This window comes from Aequorivita sp. CRS11 (genome assembly GCF_059693805.1).
In genome coordinates this window covers 336,681-354,742 of the sequence record NZ_JCATIG010000004.1, presented here as the reverse complement: position 1 = coordinate 354,742, position 18,062 = coordinate 336,681, and the positions used below count along the sequence as shown (strand labels likewise).

Below are 18,062 nucleotides of genomic sequence, written 5' to 3'. Positions count from 1 at the left end.
CTATTAAAAAACATAAAAGGCACTTTACAAAAGTAATTTTAAACGTTGAACAAAAATATGACTTTTGTCATCCAATTAAATTTTTCTCAAAATTCATATCCGACGGCAAAATTAAACCCAAAAGGATGACCAGGTCGTAATCCTGCTGGTACACGAGATACCGCATATTCTGTATCAAATAGGTTTATCACGTTAGTTGATAATGTAAAATTTTCATTAAGGAAATAATGTGCAGATAAGTCAACGACAAAATTAGAATCTACTTTGAAATTTTCTGGAATAGGTCCAGAACCAGCCTTGGTTCTAAATGCACCTGTATATCGTGAATTTAAGTTTACTTCAAATTTCTTATGTTGTAGCCCTAATGTTACATTTAATTGGTTTTTTGCAATGTATGGTATTTCATCCCCTTTGGTAACCACCCCATAGATATCTTCGTTACTGTCAAAACTGGTCAGGAATTCGGTATCGGTAAGCGTATAGGAAATCGATAGAGGGAGTTTAAATTTCTCTGATGTATTGTATAGCAAATTGTAATTTAGCAAAAGCTCAAGGCCACTTACACGAACTTCACCTGCATTAAACTGGTCGAGGCTTCCTGTGCCACCTGTTGCAGCCAAATCACTTCCCAACAGATTTTGATAATCATTGTAGAACCCGACAAGTTCCCCTGAAAAACCTTTAAAGCCAAATCGAGAACCCAACTCATAATTAATACTTTCTTCTGCATTTTGTCCCGGTGTATTACTTGGTGGCGAAAACCCTTTATGTACCCCACCGAAGACCGATATATAGTTATTGAATCTGTAATTCGCACCTATGCCGGGAATCCATACATCTACTTTGTTCTCGCGAATAGCTAAATCCTGACCAGTTCTGTTTGGGTCGTCAGTACCATAATCCATTCGTGTTAATGTTATATTTTCATAGCGCAAGCCAGGTGTTAATGTCAGGTTCTCAATTTTAAGGGTGTACAAGAGGTGCGCCGCCAATGCTTTTGCACTGCTTATACGATTAGCGTCAGTACCTTTTTCGGCCACCGTGGTTCGTATTAATTCTTGGTTTTGAAATGCGTACCTGTCCACCCACTGAAATCTGTCCTCGTCATCTTCGTGGTAGCGTATTCCCGCTTCCAGGGTTTGTAACCAATCCGAACCCCATCGTAATTTGGCAATGGACTGAACACCATTTGAAGTATATACTCTATTATTTGCCTTTATTCCCATAACATCGTCTTGGGTGTTGTCATTTCCTAAAATGGTTTGGTATTCTAAGGGGTAATCCTGTGGTGCGGACAAGATGTTACTAATGCTCACCCTTTCGCTTAAATTCACGTCGTCCAACTTGTACCAATTCCGTTTGAACTTATTCAGGTAACCAGTAGTGCTTATATTCAAAGAAGGGGAGACTTGAATGAAATGGGTAAGCTGGTATTGTTGATGTTCGGCATTCATAACATCCTCGGACGATGCCCTGTATCTTCTATAAGGGTTTTCTTCAAAATCTTCATCGGTCAATCCCAAGTAAGTTTCGTTCGCTTCTTCTTCAGAATACTGGATTTTAAATGTTAGTGACTGATACGTTTTCGCATCTAAATTTGAGTTGACCCTAAACTTTGCCAAATAATCAGATTTATCAAATCCTGTATTGCCACCACCATCTAAATCCTTAAAACCGTCTGAGCTGTAATTGAAATAATCCGTTACAAATCCAAAGTTTTTATAGCTATCACCAATGAGCAATTGAGTGTTTCTGGAATCATAATTCCCTGCGGCAATGGAAGCTCGTCCAGAAAATTTGTCTGGAATTCGGGACGATATCATATTAATGGCACCACCAGTGGTATTTGGTCCATATTGAATTTGACTGCTTCCTTTTAAGACTTCGATGGACTGCATTCGCCCAATGGTAGGAAAATAATAGGCAGCAGGTGCGCTGTAGGGTGCAGGGGCAATGAGAACACCATCTTCCATTAAATTAATTTTTGCACTACGCTCAGGCGATGTACCTCGCAAACTGATATTTGGACGTAGTCCAAAACCATCCTCTTCGTAAATATTAATTCCTGGAACCGTTTGTAATACCCTATTGATATTTGTATATGAAAATTTTTTTAAATCATCTTCGGAAATATAGTTCGCAGAACCCGTTTTGTTTTTAATCTCAAATTTACTGCCCAGTATGGTGTTGGCAGAAATAATGACCTCTTTTAAGCGTTCTGTTTTTTGTTGGAGAGAATCCTCTTTCTGAGGATTGGTTTGTGCACATAGGACTGTAAATTGTAAGATAAATAGTAGGAAAAATAGAGTTCTCATTAGCTATAAATTATTTAGAATGATTTTAAATAGAAGGCAAATGTAGTATGCTGTTTTTGAAAATCCAACATTATTTAGAATAATTCTTAATAAAAATCAGAAGGTAATTTTGGCTCAACAATTTACTCTTTGAAAAAGATTGATCACTATAAAAACCCAATGTGTTATGTAAATTATTTGTTAAATAAAAACACTTTGATAAAAATTTTATACTTTTGTATAATAAATGAAAAAGATTTTCTTTAAAATATCAACTTTTTGCATGGCACTTTTAGTGTTTGTCTCGTCATTGTCTTTCACAATTGAGAGTCATTATTGTGGTGATATTTTAGTGGATACTTCCATGTTCGGTAACGTTGAGTCTTGTGGTATGGAAGTTAAACAAAAACCATCGTCAAAAGAATGTGATATTACCAAGAAAAACTGTTGTAGTGATAAGCAATTAGTTCTTGAAGGTCAGGACACTCTAAAGATTTCTTTTGATAAATTAGAAAAAGAACAACAGTTTTTTATTGCTGTTTTTTTTCACACGTATAATAATCTTTTTGAAGTTTCAGAAGAAGTAATCCCTTCTTTTAACAATTATCCTCTACCTATTATTGTCAGGCATATCTATAAGCTTGATGAGGCCTATTTAATTTGATTTTTAAACAATAGTTTTTTTATCCTACGACCACAATGTTGTAAGGATGATTTACTGTATTTGGTGTTTTCCAAATACCAATGTTTAAAAGTTTAATGATCAAATTATATGTTGAATAAAATTATAAAATATTTTCTTGAGAACAAGTTAGTGACTGTCCTTATCTTAATTGCATTGATTGTATGGGGTGTTTCTACCTCACCTTTTAATTGGAATACTGGGTTTATTCCTAAAGATCCTGTTCCGGTGGATGCAATACCGGACATAGGTGAAAATCAGCAAATTGTGTTTACACAGTGGCCAGGTCGTTCACCACAGGATATCGAAGATCAGATATCCTATCCAATGACTACTTATTTGCTTGGAATACCGGGTGTTAAGACTATTAGAAGTTCTTCAATATTCGGGTTTTCTAGCATCTATATTATATTTAATGACGATGTTGAATTCTACTGGTCGCGTTCACGAATTTTAGAAAAATTAAATTCACTTCCAGCCGGCCTTTTGCCAGATGCCGTAACGCCAACTTTAGGGCCTGATGCTACAGCTTTAGGTCAAGTATATTGGTATACATTGGAAGGTAGGGACAAAGATAATAACCCTACAGGCGGTTGGGATCTGCACGAAATACGAACCGCACAGGACTTTTATGTAAAATACGGCTTAAATGCAGTTGACGGTGTTTCAGAAGTTGCCTCTATAGGAGGATTTGTTCAAGAATATCAAATTGATGTAAACCCCGATGCCCTTAAAGCATACAATATTCCATTACATCGTGTCATGCAAGCTGTACAAAAATCGAACAGGGATGTTGGAGCAAAGACTATAGAAATTAATCAGGCTGAATATCTCGTTAGAGGTCTCGGATATGTAAAAAAGACTGAAGATATTGAAAAAGCGGTGGTTGCGGTTCAGGATAATGTTCCTGTGCGTATTAAAGACATAGGGGTTGTCAGTTTAGGGCCTGCTACACGTAGGGGTATACTTGATAAAGGCGGTGCCGAAGTGGTAGGAGGTGTTGTGGTTGCCCGTTACGGTTCCAATCCGCTAGCGGTCATCAATAACGTTAAGGATAAAATTAAGGAAATTGCCCCTGGATTACCAAAAAAGACTTTGGCCAATGGGGTAGAGAGCCAATTGACCATCGTACCATTCTACGATCGTACACAATTGATCCACGAGACCATAGGTACTTTAGAAAATGCCCTCTCCCACGAAATCTTAATTAGTATCATTGTTGTACTAGTATTGGTACTTAACTTGCGCGCATCCATTATAATTTCCAGTTTATTGCCTGTTGGTGTACTAATGACTTTTATAGTCATGCAATATGCAGGAGTAGATGCCAATGTAGTCGCCCTTTCGGGTATTGCCATTGCCATTGGAGTAATGGTGGATGTTGGAATTGTTTTTGTTGAAAACATAATCCGGCATTTGGAAATGCCCGAGAACCACAGTGTTAAAGGAAAGGAACTCATGCAGGTCATTTATAAGGCAACGGTGGAAGTAGGATCGGCTATCACAACGGCATTGGCTACTACCGTAGTTAGTTTTGTGCCTGTTTTTGCAATGCAGTCAGCAGAAGGAAAATTGTTTAGACCTTTGGCATTTACAAAAACATTTGCACTATTAAGTGCGTTTGTTTTAGGTATTATTGTGCTTCCTGCTTTGGCACATTTTGTAATGGGTATAGATTACAATAAAAAACGAGTACGCCGTTTCTGGTCTATTCTGTTAATTGTAGCAGGAATTCTTTTTACTTTTTATGCACATATGTGGTTGCCATTGGTTATATCACTTATTGGTTTCAATAATCTTATGGAACCTAGATGGCCTGAGAAATATAAGTTATATCCCAACTATATTAATTTAGGATTAACAATTTTTATAGCTTCCTTTTTCCTTACTGAAGAATGGATGCCTTTAGGTCCTCAAAATGGGATTATTATTAACTACTTCTTTGTGTTGTTTTTAATTGGAATCATACTAGTAGCACTTATGGCGATTGTTCATTTTTATGCACCTGTTTTGAAATGGTGTCTGGAAAACAAAGGAAAGTTCATGCTTATCCCATTTGTTACCTTGTTTTTTGGGGTATTGGTATGGATAGGGTTCAATACCACCTTTGGATTTGTAGCTAAAGGTTTCGAAACAGTAGGTTGGAAGAGTGTTAGGCAATCTTCAGGTTGGACAGCTGCATCAAATTTATTTCCTGGAATAGGTTCAGAATTTATGCCATCATTAAACGAAGGAAGTTACCTCTTAATGCCCACTTCTATGCCACACTCTGGGGTGGAATATAATAGGAATGTGGTAGGGCAAATCGACATGATGGTAGGGAAAATTCCTGAAGTAGAACTAGTGGTTGGGAAACTGGGACGCGTAGAATCTGCACTTGATCCCGCACCAATTTCTATGTATGAGAACATCATCAATTACAAGCCCGAATTTATTCTAAACGAAGCAGGGCATAGGGTTCATTTTAAAGTGGACCGCAAAGACAGATTTATTACCGTTCAAAAGGATACCCTTACGAACGAAGAGGCATTGGCAAGAGGAATTACCGAAGAAGACTTGATTGTGGACGAAAATGGAGAATTTTTTCGAAATTGGAGACCACATATTAAATCACCGAATGATATATGGAATGAAATCGTAAAGGTTACCAAAATACCCGGGGTTACTTCAGCACCCAAATTGCAACCTATTGAAACACGTTTGGTGATGCTGCAAACAGGTATGCGTGCTCCTATGGGAATTAAGGTATTTGGGCCAGATCTGAAAACTATAGAGGATTTTGGAATGAAGTTGGAAGAGATATTAAAAGGAGTGCCATCCGTTAAGTCAGAAGCTGTATTTGCCGACCGTATTGTGGGAAAACCTTATTTGCACCTCAATATAAATAGGGATGAAATATCGCGATACGGCCTTAATGTTGAAGATGTACAACAAAGCATCGAGACCGCCATTGGTGGTATGAAAATATCCTCTACCGTTGAAGGAAGGGAACGGTTTCCTATCAGGGTACGTTACCCAAGGGAACTTAGGGATGATCCCGAATCATTAAGTAAAATTTTAATCCCAACCCCGGTAGGGGCACAAATACCGCTTTCCCAAGTAGTCGATTTCGAATATGTGAGAGGGCCACAGGCCATAAAAAGTGAAAATACCTTTTTGGTAGGCTACGTGCTTTTTGATAAACGAGATGGGTTTGCAGAGGTCGATGTGGTAAATGACTCGCAAGAGGCCATTCAACAAAAAATTGATTCAGGTGAACTCATAGTCCCTGCTGGAATAAGTTATAAGTTTTCCGGTAGCTATGAAAACCAGATCAGAGCTGTGAAAAGGCTGTCCATTGTAATACCGATCAGTTTGATCGTGATATTCTTGCTCCTCTTCTTTCAATTCAAGACTGTCATTGCGTCATCCATTCACTTTTCAGGAGTATTTGTCGCTTTTGCCGGAGGATTTATCATGTTATGGCTTTATGGACAGGATTGGTTCCTTAATTTTTCCATTTCTGGTGTGAACATGCGAGATCTTTTTCAAATACATACTATCAATTTGAGCGTTGCCGTTTGGGTAGGTTTCATCGCTCTTTTCGGTATTGCGACAGATGATGGTGTGATTATGGGTACTTATATACATCAGGTATTCGAAGAAAAAAAACCACAAACAATTCCGGCTGTTAGAGCAGCCGTATTGGAAGCTGGCAAAAAAAGGGTACGACCAGCGATGATGACCGCCGCGGTGGCAATCATTGCTCTTTTACCGGTGCTTACTTCAACTGGTAAAGGTGCCGATGTGATGATTCCTATGGCTATTCCAACTTTTGGTGGAATGACCATACAAATCATGACCATGTTTGTAGTACCCGTTCTTCAGGCTTTTTGGAGGGAAACGGTCATCAATAATCAGAACAAAAAAATTGGAATAAAATGAAAAATATAATTATAGCACTAATATTAATTAGTGGTTTAGGCTTACAGGCCCAAACACTGGAAGATTATTTCAAGATTGCGGCAGAGAATAACCCCGGATTACTTTCACAATACAAGGAGTTTGAGGCAGCGTTGCAAAAAGTCCCTCAAGTAAGTACTTTGCCGGATCCGTCCCTTTCTGTCAGTGCGTTAGGGCAAATGATAGAAACACGGGTAGGGCCGCAACAAGCAAGGTTTTCATTAACACAAATGTTTCCTTGGTTTGGAACATTAAAAGCTCAAGGAGATGCCGCTACGCTTATGGCAGAAGCAAAGTACCAGTCTTTTTTGGATGCCAAAAACAAGCTCTATTATGAAGTCACGGCCGCTTATTTTCCGTTGTACGAACTGAAAGAATGGATAAAAATCGAGGAGAACAACATCGCTATTCTCGAATCTTATAAGACCATTTCCAATTCAAAGTTTAAAAATGGCAATGGAACCCTTGTAGATGTACTTCGTGTAGATATTATGCTAAAGGAGGCCAAGACAATTTTGGGAATTCTGAATAAGAAGGAAAAACCACTTTTGGCAGCGTTTAATAAACTACTCAACCGCGACGAGATGCAACCTATTACTATAACTGACACCATCGTTATAGATCCTGTTTTGTCAGGTTATAATAATGATGCATTTATAGTTGATCATCCACTACTGAATTCAATTGATTTGAAGACAAAAGCAAGTGAGGCATCCGAACGTGCAGCTATTAAACAAGGTTTACCAAAGATGGGTATAGGGCTGGATTATGTCATTATCGGAGAACGTGAAGATCTTGCACCAGGAGTGGCTGCACCATTTGATAATGGAAAAGACGCCATCATGCCAATGATAACCGTAAGCCTCCCGATCTTTAGAGGTAAGTACAAAGCAGCGGTAAAGGAAGCACAATTGATGCAAGAAAGTTATACGTTCCAAAGAAAGGAAATAGCCAATTCACTGAATTCAAACTACGAAATGGCTCTGTTCGATATTCGGCAACAAACAGATTTAGTTTCATTGTTTGATGAACAAATAGAGGAATCAAAACAAGCATTGAATCTATTATATACGGCATACGGAAACTCGGGAAAAGATTTTGAAGAGGTGCTCCGAATGCAACAACAACTACTAAAATACGATAAACTAAAGATAACTGCACTATCCCAATATAGAATTGCGATGGCAAAACTCGATTATATTACAGCAAAAAAATAGCATCATGACAAAAGAAACTAAAAAAATAATACGTATAGCAGTAACTACACTTTTTGTAGGGCTATTGCTTGGGTGGTTCTTTTTTGGAGGCTCCAAAAACGATACGGTTAGTGAACATCAACACGATAGTGAAATGGTCGGGGAAACCATTTGGACCTGTTCCATGCATCCTCAAATAAGACAGAACGAGCCAGGGGACTGCCCAATTTGCGGCATGGAATTAATTCCCTTGGAAAGCGATGACAGTACAGAACTGGACCCAATGGCCATTAGTATGTCGCCAACGGCCATGCAAATTGCTAATGTAAGTACCGAAATTGTAGGTAAGGCCAAGCCTGTAAAATCTGTTCGATTGAATGGAAAAGTTGAGGCTGACGAACGATCTGTGTATTCACAGTCTTCCCATATTCCTGGGCGCATAGAAAAGCTAATGGTCAATTTTACGGGCGAGTATGTCAACAAAGGTCAGGTAATAGCATCCATTTATTCCCCTGATTTGGTCAATGCACAAGAAGAACTTTTTGAAGCCCGAAAAATTGTGGAAACAGAGCCACTTCTTTTTAACTCGGCTAAAGAAAAACTGAAAAACTGGAAGCTTACCGATAAGCAGATTTCACAAATTTTAGAATCTGGAATTGTTAAAGAAGAACTCCCTATACTGGCAGACATATCAGGCTACGTGACCGAAAAAAAGGTCAATCTTGGTGATTATGTCATGAAAGGGATGGCTATATATGAGATAGCCAACCTAAATAATGTTTGGATTTTATTTGACGTTTATGAATCGGATATGGCATGGGTGAAAAAGGGAGATGCAGTCAATTTTACTGTGCAATCCTTGCCTGGGGAAAGTTTTAAGGGAAAAATTTCATTTATCGATCCTGTAATCAATCCTATGACAAGGGTGGCGAAAGCCAGAGTGGAAGTAACCAATAAAGGATTAAAACTGAAGCCAGAAATGTTTGTATCAGGCAACGTAGAAGCAGAATTACCAATAAAATCGGATGCTATTATAGTTCCTAAAACTGCCGTGATGTGGACCGGGCAACGTTCTGTAGTGTACATAAAGAATACTACAGCCAAGGGTGTTAATTTTATGATGCGTGATGTTACGTTAGGACCGGCTTTGGGAGATGGATTCGTCGTGAATGAAGGGCTTCAAGAAGGAGAAGAAATAGCCATTAATGGTACATTCAGTATCGATGCCGCAGCGCAATTGGCTGGTAAACCCAGTATGATGAATCCCGAGGGTGGCCCTGCCATGACTGGGCATAATCATGGTGGTGGCGATATGCCTGCCATAAATGGAACACCCAATAAAACGGCTGCTAAAAAAGTATCGGTTAGTCAAAAAGCCAAAGATGCTCTAAAGCCCCTTTTTACTGAATATCTATCCATGAAAGATGCCTTGACAAATGACAACTTGGAAAACGCCAAAAAGGCAGGCTCAAATATCTTAAAAACGGTTGATGGATTGAACATGGCTTTATTTACTGGCGAATCGCACAATGTTTGGATGGGTTTGAGCAGTGATTTAAAGAATACACTCCAGCATGTTCAGCATTTTAAAACACTGGAAGAGATTCGAAAAGCGTTTCAACAGGTATCCAATACTATGATTGGACTAGAAACATCATTTAACACCAACGACGAGGCATTATATGTTATGCATTGCCCCATGGCAAATAACAATAAAGGTGCAGATTGGTTAAGTATTTCCAAAGAAGTAAAAAACCCATATTATGGACAGTCAATGCTTACTTGTGGCGAAATTACAAAGGAAATTAAATAGGAACTCTCAAAGAGATTTCTATAAATTCTTAAAAAATAATAATGACAGTGAAAACTTTTAACACAATATTACTCTTATTCTTAACTTCATTAGTATTCTCCCAAGTCGGCACAAATAGTGATGACAGGAAAGAAGAAGGACGACCCGTCAAAGAGTATAACCTTACCCTTGAACAAAGGGAGATGACCCTTGGAGGCGTAACGTCCAAGGCAATGACCATAAACGGCCAAATTCCTGGTCCAGTCTTGGAATTTACCGAGGGAGACCTTGCCATAATCAATGTGACTAATAAAATGGATGAGGAAACATCAGTCCATTGGCACGGATTAATACTTCCAAATTTTTATGACGGTGTTCCATATTTAACAACACCACCTATTGAACCAGGGGGGACATTCCAATACAGAATTCCAATCAATCAGTCTGGAACTTATTGGTATCATTCACACACAATGTTACAAGAGCAAAAGGGTGTGTATGGTTCCATAATCATTCAGCCTAAAGAAAAAACATTGGATTATGATAAAGATTTGGTAGTGGTATTGTCTGATTGGACTAATGAAAAACCAATGAATGTACTACGTAACTTAAAGAGGGGTAACGAGTGGTATCAAGTTAAAAAGGGTACAGCAGTACCGTTGAGTAGGGTAATTAAAGAAGGTGCTCTGGGAGCACAGTTCAAATTTTGGCGAGACCGTATGGAAGGTGCAGATATTGCAGATATCTACTACCCTGCATTTTTAACAAATGGTAAAAAACAAGCAGACTATCCAGAATTTCTACCAGGTGAAAAAGTAAGGCTTCGTTTTATCAATGCATCGGCATCTACCTATTATTGGATGGATTTCGGAGGAGGTAACCCAATGATTGTTTCAAGTGACGGTATTGATGTGGAACCTATATCAAAAAGTCGCTTCCTTTTCGGTATTGCTGAAACCTACGATGTAATTGTCACCATTCCAGAAGGTACAGTAGAAATTACTGCCACGGCACAGGATGGCTCTGGTGATACCTCTTTACGTATAGGACAAGGAACACTTTATCCCGCAAGAAGAATTGACAGACCAGATAAAGTGGAAATGATGAAGCAAATGGCTAAAATGGATATGAAAATGGGAGCTCCTTCTATGGTAGGCAACAAAAAGAAAAACACACCCGAAGTTTTGATGCAGAAGTACGGGATGAAGATGGATATGAAAGATGGGCAAATGAATATGAACGATAATATGTCTATGAAGGATGGCGCAATGAATGATAAAATGAATATGGATGAGCATATGAACCATAATGATCAAATGATGCAAAAGGACACTTCTTCGTTTGATTACAACACCCGAAAGACCTATTTCAACTATGATTTTTTAAAGGCAAAAGAAAACACCACATATAAAGCAGATTTACCAGTAAATGACATTTTATTGAACCTAACTGGAAATATGCAGCGTTACGTCTGGAGTATGAACGGTGTACCCTTATCGGAAACGGATAAAATAAAAATCAAAGGGGGAGAGGTAACAAGAATTACCCTCAATAACCTGACAATGATGCACCACCCAATGCACCTTCACGGGCATTACTTTAGGGTGATTAACGAAAATGGAAAACGTTCCCCATTAAAGCATACCGTTAATGTGCCGCCGATGCAGAAAGTTGTAATCGAATTTTATAACGAAGAGTATGGCGATTGGTTCTTTCACTGTCACGTACTGTATCATATGATGGGTGGTATGGCACGCGTATTTAGTTATGACACACCAAGAGACAAAAGAATGGCAGATTATCCAGTTCAAAAACTAATTGATGAGACTGACCACTATTATTCCTGGGGAATGGCTCGATTAGGTTCTAATTTTTCAGAACTTTTTCTAACAACAAGTAATATCCGCAATGAATTTGGTTTGAGAGCAGAGTTGGACTACGACCAAAACCTTGAAGCGGAAGTAAATTACAATAGGTACCTCAATGATTGGGTACGTGTTTATGTAGGAGTAAATACCGAAACTGAAATTCCGAATTCGTACGATGAGTTCAATACCGTTGGACTGGTTGGGGTTAAATACTTTACACCTTACCGATTTAATGTAGATGTGAGTATAGACCACCAATTACGCCCAAGAATACGTCTGGACAGAGAGTTATTGATTTTCCCAAGAGTTTTTTTAGAGGGAGAATATGAATACAGAATTGATTTTGGCTGGGTAAACGATTTGGAAAACAACAATTCTTATGAAAGTGAGACCCAATGGTTGGTAGGAGCTTCATATATCCTTTCAAGAAATTTTTCAATACAAGGAAATTATAATAACCGATATGGTTGGGGCGGTGGATTAACAGCCAGATTTTAATAATTAAAAGATAAAGTTATGATGTATACGTGGATTATAGTATTAGGAGTAATTGTCTTGGGGATTATCCTATATGCTGGAAAAAACGGAAGCAAAATACTCAAGAAAGAAAGTCCTGAGGAAATTTTGGGCAGACGGTATGCCAATGGTGAAATCACCAAGGAAGAATATGAAGAAAGAAAACGAGTCATTAATTCTAAAAAATAAAAATATGAACTATTATTTCAACAAAACCATTAATGGAACTTTTGAAGAGGTTATTGATAGAGTCACACAAGAATTAAAAGAAGAAGGCTTTGGTATCCTAACAGAGATTGATATCAAGGAAACATTAAAAAAGAAACTGGATGTCGATTTCAAGAAGTATAGAATTTTAGGAGCGTGTAACCCGCCCTATGCTCATAGAGCTTTGCTTGCAGAAGATAAAATTGGAACAATGCTGCCTTGTAATGTTATAGTCCAGGAAATTGAAGCTGGCGTCATTGAAGTTGCAGCCGTAAATCCAATGGCTTCAATGCAGGCAGTAGAAAACGAAAAGCTAAATGAAATTGCCAATGAAATATCCTCTAAACTGGATAACGTAATTGAAAAGCTATAATTATAGGGTTATAGGTAATAATAAACAGAAATGCATAGTAACATAAAGGTATATAATAAATGTTAGCACTAAGTCCAGGAATATTAATTATCCCAATATTTTCACTTGTATTGGTAAGTATTTTATATATCCATTTTTATAAAAAAGTTGCCGATACGTCAAACTACAAACGGATGATTACAACCATAGCTTTAGTAGGTTTTGCTTTAAACCTTATTTGGGAGTTGGCTCACGGGCCATTATATCAAGGATTTAAGTATGATTTCAGTCATATCTCGCTTTGTACATTGGCTTCAATAACCGATATGTTGACCCTTCTGTTACTTTTCTTTGTCTTTAGCCTGGTACTTAGAAATGTGTATTGGATTGAAAAACTTAGTTTTTCAAATGTTCTTTTGCTAATGCTTGTAGGAGCATTAAGTTCAACACTTGTAGAAATCTGGCATATTAACAGAGAGGATTGGTTGTATGCCGAATCTATGCCCTTAATCCCAATAGTAAAAGCAGGCGTTTCGCCAGTTCTTCAATTCACAATATTGCCAATAATTATTTTTAGTCTAAGTAAGAAATTAATATTAAAAAAAGAAAATTAAATCAAGTAAAACACTTAAAAACAATAGAGAAGATGAAACAATTAAAATTAACATTAGGTACAGTTGCAATAGCATTTATAACCTTAACAGCGGTGTCTTGTAAAGATGCGAAAACAGAGAACACTACCCATTCTGAAACGAGTGCTGATGATGACCATTCAAAAATGAACCACGATGGTGAGGATATGGAAATGGCAATGAATGGAGATGGAGATTCTCAAGCAGTCTTAAATGACTATTTCAACTTAAAAGATGCCTTGGTAGCAGATGATAATGCCAAAGCCAAAGAGTTGGGAGCAATCCTCGCAACATCTTTAGGCAAGCTTGACATTTCAAAATATACGGATGCCCAGCAATCAGATTTAAAGGACATTGTTGAGGATGCGGTGGAACACGCAGAACATATTTCAGAAAGTGATATAGCCCACCAACGAGAGCACTTTAAAATTTTAAGTAAGGATGTAACAGATATGGTTGCCATTACCGGAACAGAAAACACCTTGTACCAACAATTCTGCCCAATGTATGATGAAGGTAGTGCTTGGTTAAGTATGAGCAAGGATGTTAAGAATCCTTATTACGGAAGTAAGATGTTGACCTGTGGGAAAGTCCAAAAGGAGATTAATTAAATGAAGATTGTGAAAATCATAGCGATTGTGTTATTGGTAGCGTTTGTGGGGATTCAATTTATGCCCACAACGCGCAACCAAAGTGATTCTGTTCCTTCCACCGATTTTATGTTGGTCAATAATGTGCCAGAGAATATTCAAAAAAAGTTACAGGTATCCTGCTATGATTGTCACAGCAATAATACGCAATACCCTTGGTATAACAAAGTTCAGCCTGTTGCTTGGTTTCTGGAAGACCATATAAAAGAAGGCAAGGCTGAATTGAATTTTAATGAATGGGATTCGTTATCAAACAGAAGAAAAAAGAGCAAGTTAAGGTCAATCATCAAACAGATTGAAAGTGACGAAATGCCTTTATATTCTTACACTTTGATTCATAAAGACGCAAGCTTTTCTGAAGCTGAAAAACAGGAACTAATCCGTTGGATAGAACAATTAAAAGATAGTATATAAACAATAACAATTAAAAACAATAAAAATGAAAAATTTAAAAATGAGTATCGCAACAATGCTATTGTTAGCAGTTTCTTTTACCAATGCACAGGAAAAGGAAAAAATGAAAATGGACCATAGTAAAATGGACCATAGTAAAATGATGAATATGAATAGTGATACAAAGGCTGAAGCAATATTAAATGATTACTTCAACCTAAAGGATGCCTTGGTTGCAGATGATACCAAAAAGGCAGCCCAAGAAGGCTCTAAATTGGCCGCTTCACTAAAAGCCTTTGATGCTTCAAAGTATACGGCAGAAGAACAAAAAGAATTAGCTGACATAATTGAAGATGCCACAGAGCACGCCGAACATATTGCAAAAAGTGATATGGGCCATCAAAGAGAGCATTTTAAAACCTTAAGTAAGGATATGTCAGATTTGATAGCAATTACAGGTACAAAAAACACGCTGTACGAGCAGTTTTGCCCAATGTATGATGGTGGTAGCTCTTGGTTGAGTAGCAGTGACCAAGTGAGAAACCCATATTATGGCAGTAAGATGCTTAAATGTGGTAAAGTAAAAAAGACTATTAATTAGATAATCCCCTTCCTTAAGTTTTGGAATCTTTCTGGTTTATTAGTTAACAGAACGGTTCCAGTCTTAAGGAAATATTAATAGTCATTAAGTCCTGTCACGGGAAGGAAAAAAATGTTGATGGTTAGTGTTAACTCCTTCCCTTGTCAGGCACAACAAATTTTAAAAAGCAAGATTTGATATAATTAATAGCAGCCTGAAGAAGGAAGGGAACTAAATTCTCCCTAATAATTGATTAACAGCACTTCTCTTCCTTAGTCAGGTGATAATGGAAAATGAAAAAGAGAGGCTAATAAAAAAGTGCTTGATTATGGGAGGGAGGCCTATTTTTTGATTGATGGATAGAGCCTAACTCTCATAATCAAGTGCTATTTAAAGAAGAAATAAAAATTTGATTTAAAAAAACGATGAAAGATTGTTGCAAAGATGGTTGCAAACACACAACTGAAAAATCGGTTGCTAATAAATGGATTAATTATATAGTCTATACAATACTTATTATAATAGTTAGTGGTGCATTGGCACTTCAATTATTTAGTTAAGCAAATAAATTTAAGATGGTTCAAGAAAGCAAAATAGAAAAACCTGGAAGTACAGGGTTTTACAAACAACTATTAAAAAAGGTATTGCTTACTGCAAGTGTGGTCATTGCACTATCATTAAGTTATACATTATGGGCAGATTTAGATTCTGATAACCAGTTTCTTGCACTTATAATTGTTGGTATGGCTTTGGTGAAAACGGTTTTTATTGTCAGGCTCACTTTTATACAGCTAAGTAAAATAATAGGCGAAAGTCATCAACTTACACACGTTCTTACATTATTTGCTGTGTTAATTATTTTAATTGTTCTTTCGTTTTCAGCAGACTACCAAGCATTATATATTTTGAATTCAGAAAATTTTAAATCAACTACATCAATCAACAATTCATTTATACCACAATTTTTCGAGTTTATATATTTCAGCTTAATTACTTTTTCATCGGTTGGGTTTGGTGATGTAGTACCATTAACTATTTCGGGAAAACTTTTAGTGATAATGGAAGTTTTTTTAAGCTTTTTGGTACTCGTATTTGGTATAGCCAACATAAATAGAATACACGTCAATAAATAAAACATTATAAAACTAAAATTATGAAAACACTAAAACTAACAACAATCCTAATGCTAATTATGTTTGCCACAGGCCAACTGTTTAGCCAAAACGCAGATTCAGGAACAGAGAAAGAAGCTGTTCTAAAAGTAATGAAATCATACAAAGATGCCCTGCAAAACCTAACGACAGAAGGTACGTTCGAGTTATTTGCCAAGGATTCCGAAGTATTTGAATCAGGTGGTATAGAGGGTACCTATGCAAACTACATAGAACATCATTTAGGACCAGAATTAGGGCATTTTAAGAAATTTGAATTTTCAGATTATGAAATTGATGCGGAAGTAGATTTGCCCTATGCTTTTACTACTGAAACTTACATCTACACTATCGTACTAAACCCAGATGAAAAAGGCGAAAGTAGAACGATAAAGAAAAAAGGAGTAGCAACATCAATCTTGAAAAAGATGGAAGGTAAATGGAAAATTATTAAAACACATTCTTCGTCAAGAAATGCAAAATAAAATTTAATGAAAAAATATATCCACCTTTCTGTATTACTAATCGGTTTTCTTATTGTCTCTTGCAAGCAAGAAGTGAAAGAAGACAAAGAGGTAGTTGTTGAGGAAAAAGCTTCAGAAACTTCTGCACAACCAGATAAAAAGAAACCTTTGAGCCCACATACATCAACGATGGCGATGATAGGCGATGCCCATATTCATATAGATTATTCGTCGCCAGGCGTAAGAAATAGAATCATTTTTGGTGGGTTGTTGGCTTATGACCAGTTGTGGCAAGCTGGTGCACATATGGCTACCTGGATAGAAACTAACAAGGATTTAATTATTGATGGTAAAATGTTACCTGCCGGTAAATATGGGTTTTTTACTATTCCATCAAAAGAAGAATGGACCATAATTTTTAATTCAAATTGGGACCAACATGGCAAGGACGAGTATGAGGAGAAGGATGATGTTTTGCGCTTCAAAGTTAAACCCATCATTTCAGATGAAGTTACCGAACACTTGGAATATCAAGTGAACAAGATTAATGACAATGAAGGTGCAATTTCATTGAGTTGGGAGAAGGTCTCTATAAAATTCCACTTTAAGGTAAATCAGTAATATGGTAAATAGGCATACAGCACTAAAAATTAGAAAAACACATAGGTATTTAGGCCTTTTCATCGGCATTCAATTCTTAATGTGGACTATTAGTGGTCTATATTTCAGTTGGACAGACATTGATGAGATTCACGGTGACCATTTCAAAAAAGACGTTCCTGAACAAGCTACATTTAAGAACTTGATTGGTTTATCTGAGTTGGAAAATGAGTTGAATGTAAAATCTTTAGAGTTATTAGAAATTGATGACAAACCTTATTATTGGATAAATGAAGAGCATCTGTACAACGCTGTTTCAGGAGCTAAAAAGAAAGGAATCACCAAACAGGAAGCAATTAAGGTAGCTGAACGCTATATGTTGTCGGATTTAGAGTTTGACAAAATACAGAGAATTGAATCCGTAGGCAATCATCACGAGTATAGGGGTAGACCTTTACCAGCTTATGAGATTTCATATAAAACCGATGAAAATCTTAAGGCTTATGTGGCGATTGAAAATGGAGCTTTTCAAACAGTACGTCATCGAGATTGGCGTTGGTTCGATTTTTTATGGATGACGCATACTATGGACTATGAAGGACGAGATAATTTCAACACCATTGTTTTAAGAGCATTTTCACTTTTGGGCTTAATTACTGTCTTGAGTGGATTCTTGCTATGGTATACGTCATCACCGACCATTAGAAAAATAATTAAAAAGAAAATAAGGGAAAACTAACTAT

At 37.1% G+C, this 18,062-nt stretch carries 16 protein-coding genes; 15 read left to right on the top strand and 1 reads right to left on the bottom strand.

What is annotated here, in order from left to right; genetic code table 11:
• Positions 1 to 86 precede the first annotated feature (86 nt).
• Complete coding sequence (locus AC58DT_RS10225) at positions 87 to 2,315, bottom strand: TonB-dependent receptor family protein (protein WP_497216734.1); 2,229 nt, start codon at positions 2,313 to 2,315, stop codon at positions 87 to 89.
• Between the two features lie 226 nt (positions 2,316 to 2,541).
• Between AC58DT_RS10225 and AC58DT_RS10220 the strand changes: the two genes are divergently transcribed.
• The 15 genes from AC58DT_RS10220 to AC58DT_RS10150 all read left to right on the top strand — a co-directional run bounded on the left by AC58DT_RS10220 (position 2,542) and on the right by AC58DT_RS10150 (position 18,058).
• Entirely contained in the window at positions 2,542 to 2,958 is a 417-nt protein-coding gene (locus tag AC58DT_RS10220; RefSeq protein WP_497216733.1) for an HYC_CC_PP family protein, read from the top strand.
• Between the two features lie 108 nt (positions 2,959 to 3,066).
• Entirely contained in the window at positions 3,067 to 6,900 is a 3,834-nt protein-coding gene (locus AC58DT_RS10215) for an efflux RND transporter permease subunit (RefSeq protein ID WP_497216732.1), read from the top strand.
• On the top strand, positions 6,897 to 8,135 hold the full coding sequence (locus AC58DT_RS10210) for a TolC family protein (RefSeq protein WP_497216731.1): 1,239 nt from the start codon (positions 6,897 to 6,899) through the stop codon (positions 8,133 to 8,135). The genes AC58DT_RS10215 and AC58DT_RS10210 overlap by 4 nt, the downstream gene beginning before the upstream one ends.
• Before the next feature lie 4 nt (positions 8,136 to 8,139).
• A complete protein-coding gene (locus AC58DT_RS10205) occupies positions 8,140 to 9,927 on the top strand; it encodes an efflux RND transporter periplasmic adaptor subunit (RefSeq protein ID WP_497216730.1) in 1,788 nt (595 codons plus the stop codon).
• Positions 9,928 to 9,968: 41 nt separating this feature from the next.
• The gene (locus AC58DT_RS10200; protein ID WP_497216729.1) at positions 9,969 to 12,272 is read left to right on the top strand and encodes a multicopper oxidase domain-containing protein; all 2,304 of its coding nucleotides are present in this window, start codon (positions 9,969 to 9,971) and stop codon (positions 12,270 to 12,272) included.
• 18 nt (positions 12,273 to 12,290) lie between these two features.
• Positions 12,291 to 12,479, top strand: coding sequence for an SHOCT domain-containing protein (locus tag AC58DT_RS10195; protein WP_497216728.1), 189 nt, complete (start codon positions 12,291 to 12,293; stop codon positions 12,477 to 12,479).
• Positions 12,480 to 12,483: 4 nt separating this feature from the next.
• A complete protein-coding gene (locus tag AC58DT_RS10190) occupies positions 12,484 to 12,870 on the top strand; it encodes a DUF302 domain-containing protein (RefSeq protein ID WP_497216850.1) in 387 nt (128 codons plus the stop codon).
• A 59-nt stretch (positions 12,871 to 12,929) separates the two neighbouring features.
• A complete protein-coding gene (locus AC58DT_RS10185) occupies positions 12,930 to 13,463 on the top strand; it encodes a hypothetical protein (protein WP_497216727.1) in 534 nt (177 codons plus the stop codon).
• 32 nt (positions 13,464 to 13,495) lie between these two features.
• Entirely contained in the window at positions 13,496 to 14,092 is a 597-nt protein-coding gene (locus AC58DT_RS10180) for a DUF3347 domain-containing protein (protein ID WP_497216726.1), read from the top strand.
• Positions 14,093 to 14,545, top strand: coding sequence for a heme-binding domain-containing protein (locus AC58DT_RS10175; RefSeq protein ID WP_497216725.1), 453 nt, complete (start codon positions 14,093 to 14,095; stop codon positions 14,543 to 14,545). It begins immediately after the preceding gene.
• A gap of 25 nt (positions 14,546 to 14,570) precedes the next feature.
• Positions 14,571 to 15,125 carry a DUF3347 domain-containing protein gene (locus tag AC58DT_RS10170; RefSeq protein WP_127137402.1) on the top strand — a complete coding sequence of 185 codons (555 nt, stop codon included), beginning with the start codon at positions 14,571 to 14,573 and terminating at the stop codon, positions 15,123 to 15,125.
• A 554-nt stretch (positions 15,126 to 15,679) separates the two neighbouring features.
• Positions 15,680 to 16,237, top strand: coding sequence for a potassium channel family protein (locus tag AC58DT_RS10165; protein WP_497216724.1), 558 nt, complete (start codon positions 15,680 to 15,682; stop codon positions 16,235 to 16,237).
• Between the two features lie 20 nt (positions 16,238 to 16,257).
• Positions 16,258 to 16,740, top strand: a complete 483-nt coding sequence (locus tag AC58DT_RS10160) for a YybH family protein (RefSeq protein ID WP_497216723.1) — start codon at positions 16,258 to 16,260, stop codon at positions 16,738 to 16,740.
• A 6-nt stretch (positions 16,741 to 16,746) separates the two neighbouring features.
• The gene (locus AC58DT_RS10155) at positions 16,747 to 17,340 is read left to right on the top strand and encodes a DUF2911 domain-containing protein (RefSeq protein ID WP_497216722.1); all 594 of its coding nucleotides are present in this window, start codon (positions 16,747 to 16,749) and stop codon (positions 17,338 to 17,340) included.
• Position 17,341: 1 nt separating this feature from the next.
• Positions 17,342 to 18,058, top strand: a complete 717-nt coding sequence (locus tag AC58DT_RS10150) for a PepSY domain-containing protein (protein WP_497216721.1) — start codon at positions 17,342 to 17,344, stop codon at positions 18,056 to 18,058.
• Positions 18,059 to 18,062: the final 4 nt, after the last annotated feature.